Raw genomic sequence first — 23,006 nt, 5'->3', positions numbered from 1 at the left:
GGGAACACCCACCCGCCCGGGAACAGTTCCCGGGCAGAGCGAGATGATTCCCGATCGAGCTTTGCCCGACACGCCGGTACCGAACAGTTCCTCGACCGATTCTCTGTGATCTAGCCGACCAGCTCGCACGCCTTGTTCGCCTTCATCGCCTGGTCGAGCCCCGGCACCTTGTCTGTCTTGACCGCGGGCACGTGCGTAACCAGGTCGGCCCCGCTCAGGTTGAGGGCGGCTTTGGCGTACTCGACACCGCCCCTCGGCAGCAGGGTGCGGTACTCGGTCACCTTCCCCTGCAGCTTCCGGTAGAAGGCCAGCTCGCCGGACGCGAGCGTGTTGGCCTCCTGCGCGGGCGGCGCGACCTGCGGCAGTTTCTCGAGTCCGGAGCTCGCCGCGGTCAGTGCGGTGTCCAGCTTCTCCAGCGACGCCGCCGCCTTCGGCAGATCCGCCTTGGTCTCGATGTCGTAGCTCTTGGCAAGGCCGTAGACGATCAACCTCATGTCCTTGACAGCGCCGCAGTACCCGCCCGCCCAGGAGACCAGCGCCGGATCCGGGCCGGTCGGGGACGGTGCCACCGAGGGTTGCGGGGAGGCGGGCTCCGGCGGATTGGCGCCGCAACCCGCGAGCAGGAAGCCGGCGACCGCCGCTGTCACTCCGAAGCGCGCCGCTGTCTGGCTCGTCATGCGGTGAGGGTAGAGCCGCCCGGCGGGACCGGTCCCTGACTCGCCTCCTCTTCCCTGTCGACGACCTTGCTGAGGAAGTGCTGCTGGCCCAGCGCCCATACGTTGGTGGCCAGGAAGTACAGCAGCACGCCGATCGGCACCGGGAAGAACGAGCCCGAGACCAGCATGCCGAGCGGCGCCAGGTACATCATCAGCTTGGTGATCCCTGCGGCCTGCGGGGCGGTCGCCGTCTGCCGGGCGAGGCCCGAGCGCATCGAGAAGAACGTGGCCAGGCCGGCGATCAGCATCAGCGGCACCCCGACCGCGATCATGTGGGCGTGGTCCGTGCCGAACGCGGCCAGTTCCGCCGCCGGTTGCGAAAGCCAGTTGCCGAGCTTCGCGCCGAACAGGTCGGCGTTCAAGAACGACTCCACCCCGGCGCGGTCGAAAACGTGGTTCGACTCCGCACCCGGGGTGAAATCGCGCAGGACCCAGTACAGCGAAAAGAACACCGGCAGCTGGATCAGTGCCGGGAGGCAACCGCCCAACGGGCTGGAACCGCTTTCGGCGTGCAGTTTCTGGATCTCCGTCGCCATCCGGCGGCGATCCTTGCCGTATTTCTCCCGGATCTTTCGCATCCGCGGAGCGAGCGCCTGCATGCGGCGGCCGGCGCGCAGCGCGCTGAGCGCGGGTTTGACCAGCAGGAGGCGAAGGGTGAAGACGAGGAACACAATGGACAGCACCCAGGCCAGACCCGAGTCAGGACTCGATACGGCGCCGAAAACCTTGTGCCAGAACCAGAGAATGGCGGAAACGGGGTACAGAAAGACATCGAACATGAACGGGTCACTCCGTCGTTTGAAGGTGCGTGGGCAGAAGTGACTGCCTCACCTTCGAACGAGGAGAGGTCAGGCAGCCGCGACGCCCGGTGACGGAGCCCGTGGCCGGACGCGGCCGCGCGCGTCGGGGTCGCGCAGGCTCAGGAACAGCTGGGCGCGTTCACGCAGGCTGATGGCCCGCACCTTCATCGCGGCGGCCGCCGGTTCCAGGCGGAAATGCGCCGCGAGCGCGAGCAGGACGACGGCGAGGGACGCTGTCAGGGCGGCGGCCAGCCCGAGCGGATTGGCGACCGCGACCGACGCTGTCACCGCGGTGGCCAGGCTCAGCGGGTTGACCCCGCCGACAACCGGGAGCACGACGAACAATTCCGGCAGGAACAGCGCAAGCATCAGCTTGAGCCGCACGCCGAAGTAGGTTCGCTCCACGTCGGCGACAGTACCGGAAATATTGCGTTGCGTGATTTCCCGGGGCGCGGGCAGGCTGTCGAAATGGGCCATGTGGAAGTCGCGCACGTCGAGTACTACCTGCCCGACGGGCGACTGCTGCTCGGCGACGTCTCGTTTCGGGTCGGTGAGGGCTCCGTGTGCGCGCTCGTCGGGGCCAACGGGGCCGGCAAGACGACCCTGCTGCGGCTGATCTCGGGCGAGCTCGCCCCCGACGGTGGTTCGGTGACCATCAGTGGCGGGCTCGGGGTGATGCCCCAGTTCGTCGGATCGGTGCGCGACGAACGGACCGTGCGGGACCTGCTCCTGTCGGTGTCGCCGGAAGCGCTCCGCGTCGCCGCCCGCGCTGTCGACGAGACCGAACTCGCGTTGATGGAACGCGACGACGAAGCGGCCCAGATGGCCTACGCCCAGGCGCTCGGCGACTGGGGCGACGCTCGCGGCTACGAAGCCGAAGTCATGTGGGACAAGTGCACGACGGCGGCGCTCAGCCTGCCGTACGAGAAGGCGCGCTGGCGCGAGGTGCGCACGCTGTCCGGCGGCGAACAGAAGCGGCTGGTGCTGGAGGCGCTGCTTCTCGGCGGCTGCGGCGTCCTCCTGCTCGACGAGCCGGACAACTACCTCGACGTCCCCGGCAAGCTGTGGCTGGAAGAGCGGCTGCGCGAGACCCAGAAAACGGTGCTGTTCGTTTCGCACGACCGGGAACTGCTCGCGCGGGCGGCGAAGAAGATCATCAGCGTCGAACCCGGGCCCGCCGGCGGCGACGTCTGGGTGCACGGCGGCGGCTTCGACACCTACCACCAGGCGCGCACGGAGCGGTTCGAACGCTTCGAGGAGCTCCGCCGTCGTTGGGACGAAAAGCACGCCCAGCTCAAGAAACTCGTCGTCGACATGCGTCAGTACGCCGCGCGCAGCGACGAGATGGCTTCGCGCTACCACGCCGCCCAGACCCGCTTGCGCAAGTTCGAGGAGGCCGGAGCGCCCGCCGCTCCCCCGCGCGAGCAGAAGATCACCATGCGCCTGCGCGGCGGCCGGACCGGCGTCCGTGCCGTCACCTGCGAAGGGCTCGAACTCCGCGGCCTGATGAAGCCCTTCGACCTGGAGATCTTCTATGGCGAGCGGGTCGCGGTGCTCGGCTCGAACGGCTCCGGCAAATCGCACTTCCTGCGGCTGCTGGCGGGTGAGGACGTCGCGCACGACGGACTGTGGAAACTCGGCGCCCGGGTCGTCCCCGGCCATTTCGCGCAGACGCACGCCCATCCCGAACTGCTCGGGCACACGCTCGTCGACATCCTCTGGACCGGCCACGCGCGGAGCCGCGGGCCCGCGATGAACATCCTGCGCCGCTACGAACTCGACGGCCAGGGCGACCAGCGATTCGAGAAGCTGTCCGGTGGCCAGCAGGCGCGGTTCCAGATCCTGCTGCTGGAGATCGGCGGCGCCACCGCGCTGCTGCTCGACGAGCCGACCGACAACCTCGACCTCGCTTCGGCGGAGGCGTTGCAGCAGGCGCTGGAAGCGTACGAAGGCACCACGGTGGCGGTGACGCACGACCGGTGGTTCGCGCGTTCCTTCGACCGGTACCTCGTGTTCGGCTCGGACGGGCGGGTGCGGGAAACCCCGGAACCGGTCTGGGACGAGCGGCCGGTCCAGCGCCAGCGATGACCCCGGGGGTGAGCAGTGGGTCGGGGTGGTCGTGGGTGGCGTTTCGGGTTCTATTGAGGGGTAAGGCAAAGGTGTCCTGTCGGTCGGGGTGAAGGGGACTTTCGTCGCATCGCATGCGGGGAAAGTGGCCTTCAGGTCACGTCCGCAAGGGTTCCGGCGCCCTGAACCGCGACGCGGAGCGTCCTGAAGGCCCCCTTCACGACACGACATCAAGTCACCGAACCCCAGAGTGCCTCCAATGTGGCATTGGGGACACTCACCGTCCCCAATGCCACATTCGGCGCACACCTCAACAGCACGCCACGTTCGCCCTACCCCTCAATAACCCGAAACGCCACCCACGTCCCCCGGACCGACACCTCACCGCCACGCTGGTGTCGCGAAAGCCACTTTCGCGACACCAGACGTCCCGAAAGTGGCTTTCGCGACACCCGAAGCCGACACACAGGCCAGCACCTTTGCCCTACCCCTCAATGCCACTCACGACCACCCCGACCCACTGCCCGGCAAGACATCTTCACCTCACTCGCGATAACCACTGTCGGGCAAGGAAAGGCGACACGCCGACCGAAGGCACCTCCGGCGGCTCAGCCGTGTGTTTCAATGCCGCCGCACCGCGTGCCCGTCCGACGGCGACCACGCCGAACCCGTTCGAAGCTGGAGATCCCGTGAGGGCCGCCGCAATTCCCTTCGCCATCGCCGCCCTGTGCTGCGCGGCGTTCCTGGTGAGCTTCCTTCGCGACCGACGTCGGCTGAGGAACGGCTTCTACCTCTTCTTCACGCTCCTGTTCCTCGGCATCACCTTCATCGCACTGCTCGCCTCGGTGTCACCCGAGGCGGCGGGCTTCGTCGCGCTCGGCGTGATCCTGCTGATCATCCCGACAGTTCTCGCGTTGACGGTCTTCCTGATCTGCAACGGGATCACCATGCTCCGCCGCGAGGGGCGCCGGCTGGCCAACGTGCTGTCCCTGCTGACGGGGATCGGCATCTGCGCGCTGATCGTGTTCAACGCGACGGTCACGCAACTGGCCTGGGAACCCCTCGACATCCTCCGGGGCAGCCTCAACGGAATCCTCGTCTACGTCTCGTTCCTCTTCGTCTGCTTCCTCCTGTACTCGATCGTCTACGGCCGCATCCGCACCGAAAAGGATGTGGACTTCGTCGTCGTGCTGGGCTCGGGACTGCTGGACGGTCACCAGGTGCCGCCGCTGCTGGCCGGCCGCCTGAACCGCGCCAAACGCGTCGTGGACGCGGAGGCCCGCCGCGGCGGGGAAACGACGGTGGTCACCTCGGGCGGGCAAGGGCCCGACGAGGACCTGCCGGAATCCCAGGCCATGGCCGATTACCTGGTCGAGAAGGGGGTGCCGAGGGAGCGGATCCTCCTGGAGGATCGGTCGCGGACGACGTTCGAGAATCTCACCTTCAGCGCCGAGATCATGCGGGAGCGGAAGGCTGACTACCGGTGCACGGTGGTCACCAACAACTTCCACGTCCTCCGCGCCGCCCTCATCACCCGCCGCGCCAAGGTGAACGGCCAGGTCATCGGCGCACCGACGGCCTGGTACTTCTGGCCGAGCGCCACCCTCCGCGAGTTCGTGGCCATCCTGGTCGACCACAAGATCAAGAACCTCGTCATCTGCGGACTGATCGTCCTTTCCCAGATTTCCCGCGTCTTCTAGCGCGGCTGAAGGAGACTTGAGACCCCGGCACGAATCGCGGCCGCCGCTACTCGGAGCGCCGTGACAAATCCCGCGATTCCGTTTGACAACACCGTTTTCGCCGGGCCATCGTCCTGCGCATGAGCGCGTACACCCGGCAGGCGATGGCGCTGCTGTTCGACAGGACGGCGAAGACCTACGACGTCCTCGGAGTCGACTTCTTCGGCGTGTTCGCCAGGGAACTGCTCGACCGGGTCGGGCTCGTCCCCGGGGAGCGGGTGCTGGACGTCGGCTGCGGACGCGGCGCGGTGCTGTTCCCCGCCGCCGAACAGGTCGGCGCGGGCGGATCGGTGCTGGGCATCGACCTTTCCGCCGAGATGATCGAGCGCACCGCGAAAGACATCGAGAACCGCGGAGTCAACGCCTCGGTTTCCCTTATGGACGCCCAAGAACCGACGCTACCCGATGCCGCCTTCGACGTGGTCCTCGCGTCCTTCGTGGTCTTCTTCCTGCCGGATCCGGTCGCGGGCCTGCGATCGTGGCACCGCGTGCTCAAGCCGGGCGGCCGGGCGGGGGTGACCACGTTCGGCGCCGACGATCCCCGGTGGGCGTCCGTGCGCGAGGTGTTCAAACCGTTCGTGCCGCCGGAGCTGGCCTGGACCCTGGCCGTCCGATCCGGTCTGTTCGCCACCGTCGAGAGTTTCGGCCAGGCCGTGGAGTCGGCGGGCTTCACCGGTGTCACGTCCGTGGAACGTGTCTGTCCGGTGAAGTTCGCCGACCCCGGGCACTGGATCACCTGGTCCTGGTCGCACGGCCAGCGGATGTTCTGGGAACTGATCCCGGAAGACCGCCTCGACGCCGTGCGCCAAGCCGTGCTCGCGGAGCTCGAACCGCTGTGCGAACCCGACGGGAGCGTGGTGCTGGCGCAGACCGTGCGCTACACCGTCGCCCACCGCGGTTGACGGCTCACAGCGCGAGCCTCGGCCAGGATTCCGTGTCCCGCGACAACTGCCTGTCGTGCGTGGCGATCACCACCGCGGCCGGGGTGGCGCCGAGCGCGGCGGTCAGCTCGTCGACGAGCGTGGCGGACAGGTGGTTGGTCGGCTCGTCCAGCAGCACCAGATGCGGACGGCGGGCCAGCACCAGTGCCAGATCCAGCCGCCGCCGGGCCCCGACCGACAGTTCGGCCACCGGCCGGTGCCGGTCGTATCCGGCGAGCAGGCCCAGTTCGCCCAGGCCCGGCCCCGGAATCCCCGCCCGGGCGAGCTGTTCGTCGTAGAGCTCGGCCGCCGTCCGGCCGCCCGGCAGGTCGGATTCCTGTCCCAGCCGCCCGATCCGCGCAGACCGTGAGCAGGCGACCGTGCCTGTACTCGGCTCCAGCTCCCCGGCCAGCACGGTCAGGAGCGTCGATTTGCCCGCGCCGTTGGCACCCGTGATCACCAGCCGGTCACCGCTTTCCAGCGCCAGATCGACCGGACGCCTGAGCCGCCCGGCCACCGTCACACCGGTGGCCTGCAGCAAGGTCGCGCCGCGGCGTTCGGGCAGTTCGGGCATGGCGAACCGGGCGGGCGGCGGCGGGACCGCCACCACGTGCCCGGCCAGCTCCTCCTGCCGCCGGTGGACCGCGCGGACCAGCCCCGGTGCCCGGGTGGCGCGGGTATGCCTGCCGGTGCCCTTGGGCGGCCGCCAGTTGTCGCGCAGCCGGTTCCGCGCCGCCGACAGGTCGTCGGCCAGGCGTTGCCGCTCGGCGATCTGCTCGGCGTGCGCCGATTCCCAGCGAGCGCGTTCGGCCAGGCGGGCCTCGGTATAGGCGGCGTAGCCACCGCCGTAGACCCGTGGCCGGTCGTCGCTCGACGGATCGAGGTCGAGCACCGTGGTGGCCACGTCCGCGAGCAACGCCCGGTCGTGGCTGACCAGGACGACCACGCCCGGCTGGGCGCGCAACCGCTCGGTGAGGTGCTCGAGCCCGGCGGCGTCGAGATGGTTGGTCGGCTCGTCGAGCAGCAGGACGGGATGCCCGGCGCCGAGCAGGCACGCCAGCCGGACCCGGTGGCGCTGCCCGACCGACAGTGTCCCGAGTGGACGATCACGGTCGTCGACAGCGTTCAAGGCGGCCAGTGACACCTCGACCCGCCTGTCCGCGTCCCACGCGTCGAGGGCTTCGGCCTCCTCCAGCGCGGCGGCGAAGAAGTCGTCCGCACCGGGGCGGCCGGCGCCGAGCGCCTCGGTGGCGGCTTCCAGCCGCGCCAGCGCACCGCGGACGGTGGCCAGCTCGAGGTCGATCAGCGCGCCGACGGTGTCCGCCGCGCCGAGCGGGATCTGCTGGTCGGCGACGCCCGCCGAACCCGAGCGGTGGACCTCGCCGCGATCGGCGGTCAGCGCACCGGCGAGGACCCGGAGGAGGGTGGTCTTGCCGCGACCGTTCTCCCCGACGACGGCGACGCGCTCACCGGCCGCGGCGACGAGGTCGACCCCGGAAAGCACGGGCCGTCCCCCGAAGGAGAGGTGGACGCCGGACAGGCGGAGGTGCGCCGTGCGCACAAGCGCGGGCGAAAGAGGGGATGACATGAAGGAACTGCCTCCAGCGAAAGTGATGAGCAGGAAGAACGAACCCCGGTACCGCGGCTCGCGGTACCGGTGGAGGCGTCGTCCCTCAGAGGAACAGCAGGTGCTGCATCACGAGCACGAGAGTAGGACACACCCGGGATCCGCGCATCCGGTTTTCGGAAGACGGAATGTCCACACCTTCGCACCATCCCCCCGGCGGGCCGGTCACCCCACGGGCACCCGCTTCCACCTGCGACGACACGCCGGTCCTAGCCCGCGAGCGCGGCTTCAAACCCGCACTTTCCGGGGTCACCCACAGGTGCACCACGACGGTTGCCGTGATCATCCGTCCGGCCGACGGTGGGTTTCTCAGCAGCATCGTTCGAGAGGAGCAGGACCGATGGCGAAGACCATGCAGCCGCAGGAACTCATCGACAGTGCCGTGGTCGACCCGACCGGCAACAAGCTCGGAAAGGTCGGCAACGTCTACCTCGCCGACGCGACGCACCAGCCGGAATGGATCACGGTCAAGACGGGCCTGTTCGGCACCAAGGAGAGTTTCGTGCCGCTTTCGGGTGCGCACGCGGACCAGGACGGCTTGCACGTCCGTGTCGACAAGGATGCCGTTTCCGACGCGCCCCGCATCGAGGCCGACGGGCACCTGTCCAAGGAGGAGAGCGCGCAGCTGTACAAGCACTACGGGCTGCCGATGCCGCGGACGTCGCCGGACGGGCGAATGGACGACAAGACCCAGGGCCGTCCTGGCATGGACACCGCCGGAGCCGGGACGGGCAAGGGCGGCACGGGCGGCACGGGTCGCGGCAAGGCCGGAACGGACGCGGCCGCCGGGAAGCAGCGGGACCAGGACGCCGAGCACACCATGACGCGTTCCGAGGAGCGGCTGAACGTCGGCACCGAGCAGGTCGAGACCGGTCACGTCCGGCTGCGCAAGTACGTCGTCACCGAGGAACAGCAGGTCACCGTGCCGGTCAGCCACGAAGAGGTGCGGATCGAGCGGGAGCCGATCGCCGGTGCCTCCGGCGGGAAGGCCGAGATCGCCGAGGACGAGCAGGAGGTCGTGCTGCACGCCGAGAAGCCGGTGGTGAACAAGGAAACCGTCGCGGTCGAGCGGGCGAGGCTCAAGACCGAGACCGTCACCGAAGACCAGACGATCTCCGGCAAGGTCCGCAAGGAGCAGTTCGAGGTCACGGACGACGAGGGCAAGCACCGCAAGTCCTGAACCCGGACGCGGGCGGCCCGGCCGACGGGCCGCCCCTGGGTTTCAGCGCGTGCGCCGGGCCCGGGCGGCCGCGACCACGAAACCTGTCGCCACCGCGCCCGCGATCGAGCAGCCGACACCGAACAGCACCGAGGGTTCGTGAACCAGCAGCGCCGAGACGCACAGCCACGCCGTCGCGCCGAACAGCAGGCCCAGCACCGGTCCGCCGACGAGCGCGCCCCGCCAGCGATGGCCGTTGCGGAGGGTCCGCAGCCCGGATTCCAGGTACGCCAAGGCGAAGAGCGCCAAGATCAGGCTGCCGGCGCCGAGCGCGCTCGCGAGCGGATGCTGCCGGGTGACGACCGTGAAGGACTGGGGAACGCCGTCCGCCGTCACCGTCGCGGTGACGGCACCGCCGACGATCCACCGGGTCAGCCCGGGAAACCGGAGATCGGCGCGGAAGCCGTCACCGTCGGGCTTCGGCACCCCCGACGCGGAACCGAGCGGGATCCCCGCCGCCGAAAGGTCAAGTGTCAGCTGTTGTGGGCGGCCCTCGCCGGTCACCGCGAACGTCTTGCTGAGGTCCACGGGCGTCGAGGAGGCCGCCGCGCCGTCGATCTTCAGCGTCGTGGCTTCGTGCGGCAGCCGTTCCGGGGTGAGCAGCGCGAGCGCCACGAGCGTGATCGCGGCGACCGCGGCGGCCAGCCGGAACCAGAGCACCGCGCTTGGACTGCCAGTGGCTTGGGACTCGGGCTCGAACGTCGCGCGGGTCGCCGACAGCGTCGGATCCGGGGCGGGCCGGTGCACCGGCCGGGTCGGACCGTCCCCGACCGGCACCGGCACCGGGACCGGCGCGGCGACCGGCGTGCTCAGCGCGGAGATCACCCGCGGCGTGAGGTGGCGAACCGGGACTCGGGAACGCTCCAGCCAGCCTTGCCCGTAAACAGCGGTGGCGGCCGAGGCGAGGTCTGCCGCGAAGGTCTCCGCGTCGCGGTACCGCGAGTCGAGTTCGCGCGCGAGGCCGCGCATGACGACCACGGCGATCGGCGAGGGCACGCCGTCGATCGGGCGCGGATCGGTGAACATGTGCTGGCGCATCATGCTGATCGCGCCCCGCGTGTTGTCGAAGGGCAGCTTCCCCGACAGCAGTTCGTAGAGCACCGTGCCCGCCGAGTAGACGTCGGCCGCCGGGCTCAGCGCGTTGCCCAGCGCCTGCTCCGGCGCGATGTAGGCGGGCGTGCCGAGGACTTCACCACCGTGGGTGACGAGAGTGGCGCCCTCGCTGATCACCTTCGCGATGCCGAAGTCGGCCACCTTCATCACGCCTTGCGTGGTGAAGAGCAGGTTCTTCGGCTTGACGTCCAGATGCAGCACACCGGCCTCGTGCGCGGCGTGGAGCCCGGCGAGCATCGCCAGCCCGATCGCGCAGGCCTCCTCCGCGCCGACTCCCCCGCTCCGGAAGCGGCTGTGCACCGTGCCGCCGTCGAGGCGTTCCATCACCAGCAGGTGCTCGCGGCCGGTGCGCACGTAGTCGTACACGGGCACGATGTGCGGGTGGTCGAGGCTGGCCAGCACACGCGCTTCGCGGTCGAAGAGTTCGCTGCTGACGGCGTGGTTCAGCACGTCCCACGGCAGCTGTTTGATGGCGACGTCGCGGCGCAGCGAACGGTGGACGCCGGCGAAGACGACCCCCATCCCACCCTGGCCGATCGCGGCCCCGATCTCGTACTGCGGCAGCGCGGCGACGACCTCGGCGGGTGCGCTCATCGCTTGAATTCCGTGGTGGCGTCGGGAAAGCGGACAGTCTCGTCACTTTCGGGCCCGGGTGCCGGATGCGGGGTCAGGTAGCCGAGCAGGAACGCGATGACGGCGGCGCCGAGGACCACCGGGATCTCGATCGCCGGCTCCGGTGCGACGAGCCGCAGCACGGACAGCGAGACGACGGCGACGAGCCCGGTGCCGAATCCGGCGGGCAGGAAGCGCAGGCCGCGGCGCCAGCGGTTGGCGGGCAGACGATGGCGGGCGAGCGCGAGCAGGGCGGTCAGCCACGCCAGCACGGTGAGCACGAGCATCGCCAGGCCGAAAGCGCCGTAGACGGACCAGAAGGAGCCGCGGATGTCGGCGACCGTGGCGGCCTCGCCGAGCGTGCCGCGCTGGGCGTCCAGCAGTTCCACCGTGGACGGGAGCAGCCCGATCGCCTGGCCGGAGAGGTCGGCCATGTCCAGTACGAAGATCCTGGTGACCCGGCTGTGCGCGGGGACCTCGAACGGCGCCGTGGTGTCGTAGGCGAAGAACGTCAGGGCGAGCGCGACGCCGGACACCCGCACGCTGCGGACCCTGACCGACGTCCCGCCGCTGTTGGTCGCCGTGACGGTGAGTTCGAGTTGCTTCGCCGGATCGATCATCACCGTGGCGTTGGTGATCGGCTTGTCGTCGAGGGTGACCGCGAGGTCGAGCCTTCCGCTACCGGCACCATCGACACTGTCCGCAGTGGCCGGTGGCGATCCCCAAAGGACCGCGCACAGACCCAACGCAACCCCTGCCGCGATGACACGTCCCATTTTGCGCATCCCCTGTTTTCCTGAGCCGACTGGTCCGGAATGCTACAGCGAGTACTTACCGGAGAGGGACGTCCCAATGCGTATCGTGGTTCGCCTGATACTCGGCACCGTGACCGGCTTGTTGTTCCTGCTTTCCCTTGTGGAAGCCGGAAACGCGCAACAGTCCCCTTATCAATCGACGGTTGGTTTGAAACCTTCGAGCGGTCCCGCCGGGAGTTCTTTCACCATTTCCTGGAATTTCTCCCCGTGCAAAGGACCGATTTCTTTCACCTGGGCGGGAGCGACCATCACCTCGGTCAGTGCCCCCAGTGGACAGGTGGGGACGACGGTGCCGGGCAACGCGACGCCGGGCAGCTACACCGTCTCGGGCACCTGCACGAACGCGCGGACCGGCGGACCGCTGACCGGGAACGCGACCTTCCGCGTGACCGGGACCGTGACCACGGTGCCCCCGACGACGAAGGTGCCTCCGACCACGAAGCCGACCGTCCCGGTGACCACGCCGACCACCCCGACCAGGCCGGGGACGACCACCACGCCGACCACGCCGGTCACCACGACGACCCCACCCACGACGACGACCCCGTCGTCCACAACGGACACTCCCCCGCCGCCGACGGACGTCCCTTCGTCGAGCAGCACCCCGCCGAAGCCGGACGACCTGATCCTCGACCGGTCGAGCGTGCAGCCCGGCGACAGGCTGTCCGCGACCGGCAAGGGCTGTCTGCCCGGTGAGCACGTCACCCTGACCTCGGGCGGCGACCGCGTCGGCAGCGCCTACGCCGACGTCACCGGGGCCTTCACCACGGCTGTCGAGTTCACGCGGATCGAGGCGGGCAGGCACACCGTCGTCGCGGACTGCGGCGTGCGGTTGACCGGCGCCGTCGAGCAGGTCGTGACCAGCTCCTCCGGCGGGCACAGCGGGACCCTGGTGGTGCTGGTGTTCTTCGTGCTGGCCGGGATCACCGTGCTCCGCTTCCCCTGAGGTCAGCGGGGAAGCTTCACCACGGTGACGAAGAAGGTGTCGATCTGCCGCACCACGTCGATGAACCGGTCGAAGTCGACCGGTTTGGTGACGTAGGCGTTGGCGTGCAGGTCGTAGCTGCGGAGGATGTCTTCTTCGGCTTCGGACGTGGTGAGCACGACGACGGGGATGCTGCGCAGGTCCGGCGACGCCTTGACCTCGCTGAGCACCTCGCGGCCGTCCTTGCGGGGCAGGTTCAGGTCGAGCAGGATCAGCCCCGGCCGTTCCGCGTCCTCGTACGGCGCTTCCCGGCGCAGGAACTGCAGTGCCTGCTCGCCATCGGAGACGACGGAAAGGGTGTTGCGGATCTTGTGGTGCTCGAACGCCTCCTGCGTCATGAGGACGTCGCCGGGGTCGTCCTCGACCAGCAGGATGTGGATCGGTTCCAGGGATTCGGTCATGCTCGTTCGGTTCCTTCGCTGGGGTTCCGGGCCGTCGCCGGTTCCGGCGCCGGTGCTGCGGGCAGGGTGAAGCTGAACCGGGTCCCGGCCGCGACGGTGGTGTCCAGCCAGATCCTCCCGCCGTGGTGTTCGACGATCTTGCGGCACAGGGCCAGGCCGATCCCGGTGCCCGGGTAGTCGCCGCGGCCGTGCAGGCGCTGGAAGATCACGAAGATCCGCTCGGCGTACTCGTCGTTGATGCCGATTCCCTTGTCGGTGACGGAGAATCGCCACTCCGCGCCGGCAAGTTCGGCGGAGATGTCGATCTCCGGCGGCTCCTCCCCGCGGAACTTGATCGCGTTGCCGACCAGGTTCTGGAAGACCGCCGTCAGGAGGGACTTCTCCCCCAGCACGGCGGGAAGGTCCCCATGGGTGATCCGGGCGCCGGACTCGCTGATGGCGTCGTCGAGGTTGCCCAGCGCGGTGTCCAGCAGGCTCCCGGTCTCCAGCAGGACGTTCTCCCCCGGACGGCGACCGACGCGGGAGAAGGCGAGCAGATCGTTGATCAGCGCCTGCATCCGTTTCGCGCCGTCGACGGCGAAGCCGATGTACTGGTCGCCACGTTCGTCCAGTTTCCCCTGGTAGCGCTTCTGGAGCAGCTGGCAGAAGCTGGCCACCTTGCGCAGCGGCTCCTGCAAGTCGTGCGAGGCGACGTACGCGAACTGCTCCAGGTCCGAGTTCGACCGCTCCAGCTCGCGGGTCCGGACGGCGATCGTCTCCTGCGCGCGCTCCAGATCCGTGACCTCCGCGAGGATCCGCGACCGCAGCGATTCCACATCGGACGCCAGTTCGCGCATCTCCTTGGGCCCCGAGCCCCGGACCTCACGGTGGATGTCGGTCGTGGCGACGTCCCGCACCTCGACCGCCAGCCGCCGGATCGGCCTGACCAGTTTCCGTTGCAGGACAAGAAAAACCAACGCCAGCGCGACACAGAGCAGGATCGCGATCACGATGAACATCGCACGCAGCACGTCGGCCGAGGACGACAGGTCCTCCCGCGCGTCCAGCCGTTCGACTTCCAGGCGGTCGTGCAACGCGCCCAGGGAACCGCGGACCTCGTCGAACAGCGGTTTGCTCGCGTCCACCTGCGCGCCGGTGGCGGGAGCGCCGGCGAGGACGGGTTCGATGACCGCCCGGCGCCAGGTCGTGGCGGCGCTCAGCACGCGGTCCAGCTCATCGCCGATGACGGTGCCGGGGACGGCCCCGAGCCGCCTCAACTCGGCGACGGCCGTGTCCTGCGCCCTCAACCCGTCCCGGTAGGGCTCCAGGAACTCGCGCCGCCCGGCCAGAATGTAGCCGCGGACACCGGTCTCCTGGTTCAGCATCGCCGTCGAGAGGGAAGTGGACTGCAGCACCTGCGGACCGGTCACGTCCAGCAGCCTGGCGCGCGAATCGGTGAGGTTCGCCAAGGCCAGCGACCCGGCCACGATCGCGCCGCCGAGCAGCAGGGTGGTGATCACCCCGGACAGCGCGGCCCAGCGGCTGATCGACCAGACGGGCTTCATCGAGGCGGCTCCCCGGAATCGAACGTGAGCAGGGCCAGCGCGACGTCGTCGTCCAGGGGCCCGCCGTGGAGGATGTCCATCTCGCTGATCAGGTGGTCGAGGGCCGTCGCGGAGCCGCCCCCGGCGGTCAGGGTCGCCAAGGCCGCGGAGGCCATCCGTTCGAGCCCGACCCGTTCCCCGCTGCCCTCGACGCGTCCTTCGAACAGGCCGTCGGTGTACAGCAGCAGCGACCAGCGCGGCCCCATCGGCACCGTCAGTTCCCGCCACCCGGTGCCCGGCGCGACGCCGAGCGGTGGACCGAGCGCCTCCCTGGACAGCAGCCTGCCGCCCGAGTCGTCGATCAGCAGCGGCTGGGGATGACCGGCCAGGCTCATCCGCAGCGACCGGCGGTCCGGCGCGACCGTGATCATGCAGACGGTGGCGAACAGCGGGCCCAGCGCCTCGTGCTGCAGCATCTTTTCGACCAGCGCCAGCGTTTCCGCCATCGGCAACCCGGCGAGCACGACCGAACGCCACGCGATCCGCAGCGCGACGCCGAGCGCCGCCTCGTCCGGGCCGTGCCCGCACACGTCCCCGATGACCAGCTGCAAGGTGCCGTCGGGCAGTTCGACGGCGTCGTAGAAGTCGCCGCCCAGCAGCGCACCGTTGCGGCCGGGCCGGTACCGCACCGCGAGGCCGAGCCGGGGGTCGGTCACCAGCGGCGTCGGCAGCAGGCCGCGTTCGAGCCGCGAGTTCTCCCTGGCCAGCAGCTGATGCTGCATCAACTGCTGCTCGACGCGTTCGGCGCGGCTGCGTTCCCAGGAGTAGCGCAGGGTCCGCGCCAGCAGCTGGCCGTCGACGTGGTGCTTGACCAGGTAGTCCTGCGCGCCGGCACCCAGCGCGGACACCCCGAGCGCCTCGTCCTCGCGGCCGGTCAGGACGATCACCGCTGTCGACGGCGCGTGCTGCCGCAGCCGGGTCAGGCCGGTCAAGCCTGTCGCGTCCGGCAACTGGAGGTCGAGGAGCACGCAGTCGGCGATGATCGGCCGCGCGAGGACCTGTTCGAGCGTGGTCGCCCTGTCGAGGACGACCCGTTCGAGGCTCTCCGCCGCGTCCGCGAGCATCTCTTCGACCAGGAGCGCGTCGCCGTCGTCGTCCTCGACCAGCAGGACATGCAGGCGATCCAGCTGCGGTGAGGGTCTACGAGGTGGGGACTGCTCGCCGTGACGCACGGCGTTGGACACGGACAGCCACCTTTCCTCACCGGTTTCCCGGCGCGTGAGCAGAAGACGGCTGTCTTCTCAACCTCCGGGAGCGTACCGGCCTTACCGGACACGCCGCCGGTTCGGCCGCCGCCGACACGCGCCCGCGCCGGGTCACGGCGGCGGCCGGGGCGGCCGCATCGCCGCGAACACCAGGAGCAACGCGCCGAGAAAGAGCGCTGCGACCGCCACGTCGATCAGGAAGCCGACGACGAGTCCGGTGATCATCGCTCACTCCTTCGCCGCCCTGGCCGCTTCGCGACGGCGCGCGTAGAGGCTGGTGAACGAAACCGTGACGAGGACGGCGATGATCACGCCCAGCGAGACCGGGGTCGGGACCTGCGGCACGGACGGCCAGATCCCGTGTGCCCAGTGCAGGACCAGTTTCACCCCGATGAAGGCGAGGATGATCGCGAGGCCGTGGTTCAGGTGGACCAGCTTCGCCAGCGCGGAGTGGAGCACGAAGTAGAGGGCGCGCAGGCCGAGCAGGGCGAAGGCGTTGGTGGCGAACACGAGGTACGGGTCCTCGGTGATGCCGTAGACGGCGGGCACCGAATCGACCGCGAACACCACGTCGGTGGCGAAGACCGCGACGACCACGACGGCCAGCGGGGTGAGCGCGCGGCGCCCGTGTTCGCGCACGGTCAGCCGGGTGCCGCGGTAGTCGTCGGTGACCGGCATCAGCCGTCGCAGGAACCGGACCGACCGCAGCTGCGAGAGATCCTTCTCGGCGCTCCCTCCGGACATGGCCTCATGCAGGATCTTGACCGCCGAAGCGAGCAGGATCGCGCCGAAGACGAGGAACGCCCAGGTGCCTGCCGAAAGCATCGCGGCCCCGGCCGCGATGAACACGCCGCGGAGCACCAGCGCGCCCACGATGCCGTACAGCAGCACGCGTTGCTGGACGACCGACGGGACCGCGAAGGCGGCGAGCAACAACATGAAGACGAACAGGTTGTCGACCGACAGGGACTTCTCGACGACGAACCCCGTCATGAACTCGATCGCCTGGCCACCACCGAATTCGAGCCACAGCCAGAGCCCGAACACCATCGGGAGCGCGAGGTAGAAGACCGACCAGCCCGCGGCCTCCCGCATCGACACCTCGTGCGGTTTGCGGGTGACGGCGAAATCGGCGACGAGCAGGGCCAGCAGGACGGCGATGCTGACCGCCCACAACCCCGGCGATCCCACGGACTCGGACATGGAGCCTCCTCGAACTCGAAGTTCGAGGTCTCCTTCACCCCTGTGGGGCGGCCTCCCGGGGACACTGGCGGAGCGTCCGTACTGACCGGGCAGACCCTTGGGAAGTACTCCCCTCGTCGGTCCAGTATCGCACTCGGTAAAGAGTTATTAAAGACCGGGTCAAGCGGGCCCCTCCCTGAGCACGCCGCGCACCGCGTCGACGGACAGGTCGTCCCACGGGAACTCGGCCATCCACCAGGTCGCGCCCGCCCGCTCGTACGGCGCGAGATCCGTGCCCGCGGGGACGCCGATCGCGAAGTCGTACGGCTTCCCATCGTCTTCACGCAGCGCGGTGATCGTCTCGACCGCCTTGGCGAACTCGTCCGCGTGCGGCAGGTTCACCGGGAAGAACCCGTCGTACCGCGCGGCCCTGCGCATCGGCTTCGTCTTCCCGGGGAAACCCGCCAGCCACACGGGAACCGGGCGCACGGGACGAGGCAGGAAGGTGATGTCGTCGACCGTGTAGTGCTCGCCGTGATGCCGCACGGGCTCGCCGGACCAGGCGGCGGTGAGGATCTCCAGCGACTCGTCCAGCATCTCGCCGCGCTTGCGATCGTCCAGCTCGTCGCCGGTCTTCGAGAACTCTCCACCGAAACGGTCGCTGCCGAGCCCCGCGCCGAGGATCAGCCTCCCGCCGCTCAAGCGGTCCAAAGTGGCCGTCTCGCGGGCGAGCTTGACCGGACGGCGGCGCGCCAGCGGCGTCACCATCGGACCGAAGACGAGGTTCTCGGTGGCGGACGCGACGGCCGCGAGAGTGATCCACGGGTCGGCGATGGCGCGCACCGGCTCACTCCAGCGGACGTGATCCCAGACGAACAGGCCGTGCCAGCCCGCCTCTTCGGCCTCGGCGGCGAGGCGCGCGACGATCACCGGGTCGGCGAGCTCGTCGAAGATCGGCAGCCAGAGTGCTGAGCGCAGGTTCATCACGCGACCGTACGGGCCCGCACCGACAGTTGTGGCGAGTTTCCGCTTCATGCTGCCGGTGGGCGGTGGGTCCGGCCACCTGAAGTACGTGAAGGACCCCTTCATTGCGCCAGGCGCAATGAAGGGGTCCTTCACGTACTGGGGAAGGTGTGACTAATGGTGCGCGTGGGGCACATGTGGCGATCCGCAAGTCCGTGGCATGCACCCAGCAGGCACCGAAGACACCGTCGGCCCTGACGCGACTTGACGCCGCGGTTGACAGCGGCACTAGAGTTCAACCAACCGGTTGAATACGCTGCGGAAGAGAACCGATGCCCGACCTGACGATCACGCGCCTCCTCGACGCACCCCGCGAGCTCGCCTTCCGGGTCTGGACCGATCCGGACCATCTCGCCCACTGGTGGGGCCCGGCCGGGTTCACCGCCAAGTCCTGCACGGTCAACCTGACCGAAGGCGGCCGCTGGCGCATCTGCGTCAGCGACGGCGAGACCGACCTGTGGGCCTCAGGCGTCTACCACGAGATCGTGCCGCCGGAACGGCTCGTCTTCAGCTTCGCCTGGGAGGAGCCGGAAGGCGCGCGGGGCCACGACACACTCGTCACGATCATCCTCTCCGACCGCGACGACAAAACCGAGATGTCCTTCCACCAAGCGATCTTCGAGACCGTGGCGGAGCGCGACAGCCACGTCGAAGGCTGGCAGTCCTGCTTCGGCCGCCTCTCCACCTATCTCACGGAGCGTTCAGCGAGCGGGAGCGCTCGATGAGGTCGCCCATGGCCTGCTGGAAGTCGCGGCGCCGCCGCGCGCTCCATCCGACGGTCAGCTGAGCGAAAACCTGCTCCTGCCAACGGTGAGCCTCGTCGAGCATGACCCGGCCCGCCGGGGTCAGTGAAACCTCGCGACGGCGCCCATCGGTCCGGGACGCCGCCATGGCCAGGTAGCCCGCCTCGATCGCGGCCTTGACCAGCCGAGATACACCGCTTTGGTCGATACCGATCTCAACGGCGATCGCGTTGACCGTCGCCGGGACCCCGCGTTCGGCCAGGGAGTGGACGGCCTCGCCGACGAGGACGAGCCGGCCTTGATCAGCGGCGTCATCGGCCGTCGACCGGCGCGCCCAGTGCCGCACGAAGGCGAACAGAGCCTGCCCCGGACCCGGAGTACTCATTCCGTGGCCGCCATCTCGCGACAGAGGTAGGCCAGTTCGAGCGCCGACTTCAGGTCGGGAAGCCGGAGCGCCGCGGTGACCCTGCCCTCGGCCACCCGGAACACGGTCGCCACCCGAGTCGGCCCTTTGCTCTCGGGCCAGGTCGCGTCCTCCTCCACCACCATGAGCCGATCGCTGACCGGATGCCACGATCGCGGGTCCAGTTTGATTCCCGAGCGGTGCACCCAGTCGGCGAACTGCTCGGACGTGATCGGCCCGGCCCCTTTCGGCCCGAGAACGACGACCGGATCGCCGACGGCTCCCGCCGATCGCCTCAGGTCGCCGTCGTTGACGCTCTCGTGCCACTCGTTGATCGCTGCCTCAAGGGTCGATTCCATGCCGCAAGTGTATGCGAAACGCATAGATCTCGACAGCTAGGGCGTGTTTCACAAGTCTGTTCGATGGGCTTCGTGATCCAGGTGGTTCCTGGCGGTGCGGGCGGATCGCCCTCGTACCGGGTTCGTACTCGGGCGCATCCGCCCGTGCCGTCAGGAACCACCTGGGCGCGAAGACCGCGAACATGACTTGTGAAACACGCCCTAGCCCACTCCTTGCAGCACTTCACGCGCTCGCGCCACCCCGTCCTCCTCGCGTAGCCGCCCGGCGACGTACTGCGCCCCGCGACGGAACAGGAGATTGCCGGACAGTTCCAGCAGCCGCGCGGTCAATGCGTCCGCAGTGAGCTCACGTAGCGGCAGCGGACGCGGTCCGGCACCGAGGCGGGACACCCGATCGCCCCAGTAGGGCTGGTCGGAGAAGACCGGGCAGACCAGCGCCGGAACCCCTGCGCGCAACGCCGCCGCGGTCGTGCCCGCGCCGCCGTGGTGCACCACCGCCGCCGTACGGGGGAAGAGCCAGTCGTGCGGAACGTCCTGCACCGTCAGCAAATCATCGTCATCGGACTCGACATCGGCACCGAGCAGGCCCCGCAGCCCCACTCGCCGCAACGCCGTGCGGACGGCGTCGAAGGTCCGCTCCGCCTCCGACGGCCGCATGCTGCCGAAACCGACGTACACCGGGGGCGGCCCTGAGGCGAGGAAGTCCCGCAGCCGCGGGTCCGGCCGCCACGCGGCGGGGGTTTCGAGGAACCAGTACCCGGTGACGTGGACCCTGGCGGGCCAATCCCCCGGCCGGGGCACGACGGCGCCGGAAAATCCGCACAGCACCGGGGTTTCCGCCCGCCGGGGTCCGCGCCACCCGGCCTCGGGGAGGCCGAGTGACGCGCCCAGATGCGCGCCGAGGAAACCCAGCGTCGGGGCGAGCACGAGGTCGGCCCCCGTCGCTCCTTGGTGGACATCGGCCAGCAGACGCTCCAGCACGGGAGCCAGCGCGCCTCGCAGCCCGCGCAGGAAGGTCGCGGGATTGCGCCCGCCCTCGGTCCATTCCCGGCCGCCGTCCGAACCGAGGATCTCACTGGGATCGGCCGAGAGCGGCGCGAACTCCAGACCGTGCCCGGTCACCCAAGCCCGGAACCGCTCGGCCGCCAGCACGCGGACCCGGTCGCCGTGGAGACCGCGCCCCAAGGCGATGCACGGCTGGACGTCGCCCCGCGAACCGGGAGCGACGATCACGACCAGCCGGGTCACCGCTTCGCCGCCGTCAACCGGTAGCGGAGCCGGAACGGCAGGTTCGCCAGCACCGCCGCGATCCGCGCGTCCCGGCCGACCAGGTAGCGCGGCGCGACCCGGCGGGCGGTCAACGCGTGGACCACGACCCGGGCCGCCCGCTCGGGCGGTGCGCCGTCGCGCGCGGACCGCTCCGCGCTGCGTTCGGCTTCGTCCAGTTGCGCCGCATACCTTTCCCGCGCGGCTTCGGGCAAAGCCGCGCGCACCTCTTCGGCGGCGGCGCGGGCGCGCGGCCAGATCGCGGTGGCGACAGCGCCGGGCTCGACGAGGACGACATCGATCCCGGACGGCGCCAGTTCCGCGCGCAGGCTGTCGGTCAAGCCGACCAGTGCGAACTTCGACGTGTGATAGGGCCCGACCATCGGTCCGGCGATCCGCCCGCCCATCGAGCCGACCGTCACCACTCTGGCGGCGGACGCGGCCCGCAGCGCGGGCAGCATCGCCTGCGTGACGGCGAGCTGACCGGTGACGTTGACCTCCAACTGCTGCCGGAAGTCCTCGAGCGGGACATGCTCCAGCGGCCCTGGCCGCGCCATCCCGGCGTTGTTCACCAGACCCCGCACCGGCCCCGCCGCCGCGACCTTCTCCCCGCACGCCGCGATCGACGCCGCGTCCCGGAGATCCATCCGCAGGACGGTGACCGCTTCGCCATACGCGCGGGCGAGATCCGCTTCGTCCGCGTCGGTGCGCACACTGGCCCACACGTGGGCGCCCTTCCGGACGAGTTCGGTCACGCAGGCCCGGCCGATCCCGCTCGAAGCCCCGGTGACCACAAAGGACGGACGGGTCACGACGCCTCCCCCGCCTTCACCGGCGCCGAGAGGGCGCGCAGCATCCGCGGCCAGGTCTTGTGCAGCTGGTCCTGCCAGTACGCCCAGTGATGCGTGCCGGGTCCGTAGAAGTCCGTCATGACCGGGACGCCGAGCCGGTTCAGCCGGTCCGCCATCGCGGTGGTCTGGCCGGAGCACAGGAATTCGAGCAGCATCGCGCCGGGCAGCACGTCGATCGGGAGCTTCCCGTCGAACGGCCCGGGCAGGCCGTTGCCCGTCGATAGATACAGCTCCGTGCCGCGCAGGCGGTCGGCGTTCACCAGCGGATCGTGCGCGTCCCAGCGGGATGCCTCGCGCCGCCGGTCACCCCAGAGCGCCTCGGGATCCTGCCGGGCCGAGGCGACGATCGCGCTGGTCAGCAGCTCGCCGTACGGGCCGGTGGGGTTGAGGTTGCCGCTGAACGAACCGGCGAACCGGAACACCCCTGGCCTTCGAGCCGCCAACTCCACCGCGCCGTAGCCACCGAGCGAGAGCCCGGCCGCGACCCGCCGCCCGTCGCCGCGATAGCCGCGATCGATCAGCTGCGGGATCTCGACGGCGGTGAAGGTCTCCCATTGATTCAGGACGACGTTCTTGCCGTAATTCCACCAGTCGGAAAAGAACCCCGCGGAACCGGAACCCGGCATGACCACCAAAGCGCCGGAGTCGTCGGCGAGTTTCCGGATGTCGGTGTTGGCGGTCCAGCCGCGATAGTCCTGCAGCCGCGTCTCCCCGGCGAGCAGGTACACCGCCGGCCACTTCCGATCCGGTTCGGCGGCCCACCGCGACGGCAGGATCAGCCGGACCATCGCGTAGCTCCCGACGCCGACCGAGCGCACGGTGAGATCCAGCATCCGCGGGTCACCGTCCACAGTGGTCTGGGCGACGACGTGCGAGCCGTCGTCCGCGCGGGCGTCCGGGACACCGCCCTCGGCCCGCGCCGGGGCGACGGCGACGCTCGGCAGCAAGCACGCCACGGCCGCCAGCACCGCGACGACCCGCGGCCGCCTCGAAGTAATGCGCATACGTGATCCTTTGTCCCGGTCGTTCGACAGAATTCGAAAATGTGACGGCGATTACTCGCGAAAGAAATCCGGAGGTGCCGCCACGTTAAGCGGAAGAGCCCTCTCCAAGCAATTGTCCTGTCCACAATCCGGGAGGACAATGTGAATGCCAGGGAAACAAGAAAACCTTCCACCTCCCCCATCAGGGTGACCCATCGCTCACGGACAGTGAACGACACTGGCACGGCAGTACCAGACTGTGTCGCACACCTGCGAAAAGTCCCGAAGCAGCAGGTCACACCCAGTACACGAAGGACATTTACGTTCTCTTGACGCCTTCCGGTATTCGATTTCCCGCCGTAGCCTTCGTCGTGCCGCCCGGGTTCGGCGTCCC

General features: G+C 69.5%; 22 protein-coding genes. 6 read left to right on the top strand and 16 right to left on the bottom strand.

Annotation, left to right across the window (positions count from 1 at the left end; translation table 11 throughout):
- Positions 1-110: 110 nt before the first annotated feature.
- The 3 genes from ACZ6YV_RS14270 to ACZ6YV_RS14260 form a co-directional block, all read right to left on the bottom strand.
- Positions 111-677: a hypothetical protein gene (locus ACZ6YV_RS14270; protein WP_465509984.1), complete on the bottom strand. Its 567-nt coding sequence runs from the start codon at positions 675-677 to the stop codon at positions 111-113.
- Positions 674-1,495 carry a membrane protein insertase YidC gene (gene yidC / locus ACZ6YV_RS14265; protein WP_465509983.1) on the bottom strand — a complete coding sequence of 274 codons (822 nt, stop codon included), beginning with the start codon at positions 1,493-1,495 and terminating at the stop codon, positions 674-676. Before yidC ends, ACZ6YV_RS14270 begins: the two co-directional genes overlap by 4 nt.
- A 69-nt stretch (positions 1,496-1,564) precedes the next feature.
- Positions 1,565-1,921: a DUF6412 domain-containing protein gene (locus ACZ6YV_RS14260; RefSeq protein ID WP_465509982.1), complete on the bottom strand. Its 357-nt coding sequence runs from the start codon at positions 1,919-1,921 to the stop codon at positions 1,565-1,567.
- A gap of 63 nt (positions 1,922-1,984) precedes the next feature.
- Between ACZ6YV_RS14260 and ACZ6YV_RS14255 the strand changes: the two genes are divergently transcribed.
- The 3 genes from ACZ6YV_RS14255 (at position 1,985) to ACZ6YV_RS14245 (ending at position 6,224) form a co-directional block, all read left to right on the top strand.
- The gene (locus tag ACZ6YV_RS14255) at positions 1,985-3,604 is read left to right on the top strand and encodes an ABC-F family ATP-binding cassette domain-containing protein (protein WP_465509981.1); all 1,620 of its coding nucleotides are present in this window, start codon (positions 1,985-1,987) and stop codon (positions 3,602-3,604) included.
- A gap of 668 nt (positions 3,605-4,272) precedes the next feature.
- Entirely contained in the window at positions 4,273-5,283 is a 1,011-nt protein-coding gene (locus ACZ6YV_RS14250; protein ID WP_465509980.1) for a YdcF family protein, read from the top strand.
- Positions 5,284-5,402: 119 nt separating this feature from the next.
- Positions 5,403-6,224 carry a class I SAM-dependent methyltransferase gene (locus tag ACZ6YV_RS14245; RefSeq protein WP_465509979.1) on the top strand — a complete coding sequence of 274 codons (822 nt, stop codon included), beginning with the start codon at positions 5,403-5,405 and terminating at the stop codon, positions 6,222-6,224.
- Positions 6,225-6,228: 4 nt separating this feature from the next.
- On the opposite strand, the gene ACZ6YV_RS14240 is transcribed toward ACZ6YV_RS14245, so the two are convergent.
- Complete coding sequence (locus ACZ6YV_RS14240; protein WP_465509978.1) at positions 6,229-7,830, bottom strand: ABC-F family ATP-binding cassette domain-containing protein; 1,602 nt, start codon at positions 7,828-7,830, stop codon at positions 6,229-6,231.
- A gap of 379 nt (positions 7,831-8,209) precedes the next feature.
- Here ACZ6YV_RS14240 and ACZ6YV_RS14235 point away from each other — a divergent pair, with 379 nt between their 5' ends.
- A complete protein-coding gene (locus ACZ6YV_RS14235; RefSeq protein ID WP_465509977.1) occupies positions 8,210-9,049 on the top strand; it encodes a DUF2382 domain-containing protein in 840 nt (279 codons plus the stop codon).
- 42 nt (positions 9,050-9,091) lie between these two features.
- On the opposite strand, the gene ACZ6YV_RS14230 is transcribed toward ACZ6YV_RS14235, so the two are convergent.
- The gene (locus ACZ6YV_RS14230) at positions 9,092-10,795 is read right to left on the bottom strand and encodes a serine/threonine-protein kinase (RefSeq protein WP_465509976.1); all 1,704 of its coding nucleotides are present in this window, start codon (positions 10,793-10,795) and stop codon (positions 9,092-9,094) included.
- A complete protein-coding gene (locus ACZ6YV_RS14225; RefSeq protein WP_465509975.1) occupies positions 10,792-11,589 on the bottom strand; it encodes a hypothetical protein in 798 nt (265 codons plus the stop codon). Before ACZ6YV_RS14225 ends, ACZ6YV_RS14230 begins: the two co-directional genes overlap by 4 nt.
- A gap of 316 nt (positions 11,590-11,905) precedes the next feature.
- Between ACZ6YV_RS14225 and ACZ6YV_RS14220 the strand changes: the two genes are divergently transcribed.
- Complete coding sequence (locus tag ACZ6YV_RS14220) at positions 11,906-12,574, top strand: hypothetical protein (RefSeq protein ID WP_465509974.1); 669 nt, start codon at positions 11,906-11,908, stop codon at positions 12,572-12,574.
- A 2-nt stretch (positions 12,575-12,576) separates the two neighbouring features.
- On the opposite strand, the gene ACZ6YV_RS14215 is transcribed toward ACZ6YV_RS14220, so the two are convergent.
- The 5 genes from ACZ6YV_RS14215 to ACZ6YV_RS14195 form a co-directional block, all read right to left on the bottom strand.
- Entirely contained in the window at positions 12,577-13,014 is a 438-nt protein-coding gene (locus ACZ6YV_RS14215) for a response regulator (RefSeq protein ID WP_465509973.1), read from the bottom strand.
- Positions 13,011-14,558: a sensor histidine kinase gene (locus ACZ6YV_RS14210; RefSeq protein ID WP_465509972.1), complete on the bottom strand. Its 1,548-nt coding sequence runs from the start codon at positions 14,556-14,558 to the stop codon at positions 13,011-13,013. Before ACZ6YV_RS14210 ends, ACZ6YV_RS14215 begins: the two co-directional genes overlap by 4 nt.
- Positions 14,555-15,781, bottom strand: a complete 1,227-nt coding sequence (locus ACZ6YV_RS14205) for a PP2C family protein-serine/threonine phosphatase (RefSeq protein ID WP_465509971.1) — start codon at positions 15,779-15,781, stop codon at positions 14,555-14,557. The genes ACZ6YV_RS14210 and ACZ6YV_RS14205 overlap by 4 nt, the downstream gene beginning before the upstream one ends.
- A gap of 249 nt (positions 15,782-16,030) precedes the next feature.
- Positions 16,031-17,005, bottom strand: coding sequence for a TerC/Alx family metal homeostasis membrane protein (locus ACZ6YV_RS14200; protein ID WP_465509970.1), 975 nt, complete (start codon positions 17,003-17,005; stop codon positions 16,031-16,033).
- Positions 17,006-17,164: 159 nt separating this feature from the next.
- Complete coding sequence (locus ACZ6YV_RS14195) at positions 17,165-17,968, bottom strand: LLM class flavin-dependent oxidoreductase (protein WP_465509969.1); 804 nt, start codon at positions 17,966-17,968, stop codon at positions 17,165-17,167.
- A 311-nt stretch (positions 17,969-18,279) separates the two neighbouring features.
- On the opposite strand from ACZ6YV_RS14195, the gene ACZ6YV_RS14190 reads away from it, so the two are divergent.
- Positions 18,280-18,732 carry an SRPBCC family protein gene (locus ACZ6YV_RS14190; protein ID WP_465509968.1) on the top strand — a complete coding sequence of 151 codons (453 nt, stop codon included), beginning with the start codon at positions 18,280-18,282 and terminating at the stop codon, positions 18,730-18,732.
- Here the strand turns inward: ACZ6YV_RS14190 and ACZ6YV_RS14185 are convergent.
- From ACZ6YV_RS14185 to ACZ6YV_RS14165, 5 genes are all read right to left on the bottom strand, one after another.
- Positions 18,698-19,135 (bottom strand): MarR family winged helix-turn-helix transcriptional regulator, encoded by a 438-nt coding sequence (locus ACZ6YV_RS14185; protein WP_465509967.1) that lies wholly within the window; start codon positions 19,133-19,135, stop codon positions 18,698-18,700. The genes ACZ6YV_RS14190 and ACZ6YV_RS14185 overlap by 35 nt on opposite strands.
- Positions 19,132-19,512 (bottom strand): hypothetical protein, encoded by a 381-nt coding sequence (locus ACZ6YV_RS14180; RefSeq protein WP_465509966.1) that lies wholly within the window; start codon positions 19,510-19,512, stop codon positions 19,132-19,134. The genes ACZ6YV_RS14185 and ACZ6YV_RS14180 overlap by 4 nt, the downstream gene beginning before the upstream one ends.
- Positions 19,513-19,713: 201 nt before the next feature.
- Positions 19,714-20,760 carry a glycosyltransferase gene (locus ACZ6YV_RS14175; protein WP_465509965.1) on the bottom strand — a complete coding sequence of 349 codons (1,047 nt, stop codon included), beginning with the start codon at positions 20,758-20,760 and terminating at the stop codon, positions 19,714-19,716.
- Positions 20,757-21,590 carry an SDR family NAD(P)-dependent oxidoreductase gene (locus ACZ6YV_RS14170; RefSeq protein WP_465509964.1) on the bottom strand — a complete coding sequence of 278 codons (834 nt, stop codon included), beginning with the start codon at positions 21,588-21,590 and terminating at the stop codon, positions 20,757-20,759. Before ACZ6YV_RS14170 ends, ACZ6YV_RS14175 begins: the two co-directional genes overlap by 4 nt.
- Positions 21,587-22,633: an alpha/beta hydrolase gene (locus ACZ6YV_RS14165; RefSeq protein ID WP_465509963.1), complete on the bottom strand. Its 1,047-nt coding sequence runs from the start codon at positions 22,631-22,633 to the stop codon at positions 21,587-21,589. The genes ACZ6YV_RS14170 and ACZ6YV_RS14165 overlap by 4 nt, the downstream gene beginning before the upstream one ends.
- Between the last annotated feature and the right edge of the window lie 373 nt (positions 22,634-23,006).

The sequence above is a fragment of the Amycolatopsis sp. NPDC102522 genome (assembly GCF_055584485.1).
Note: the sequence above shows the minus strand (reverse complement) of the source record. Positions and strands in the feature narration are given on the sequence as shown.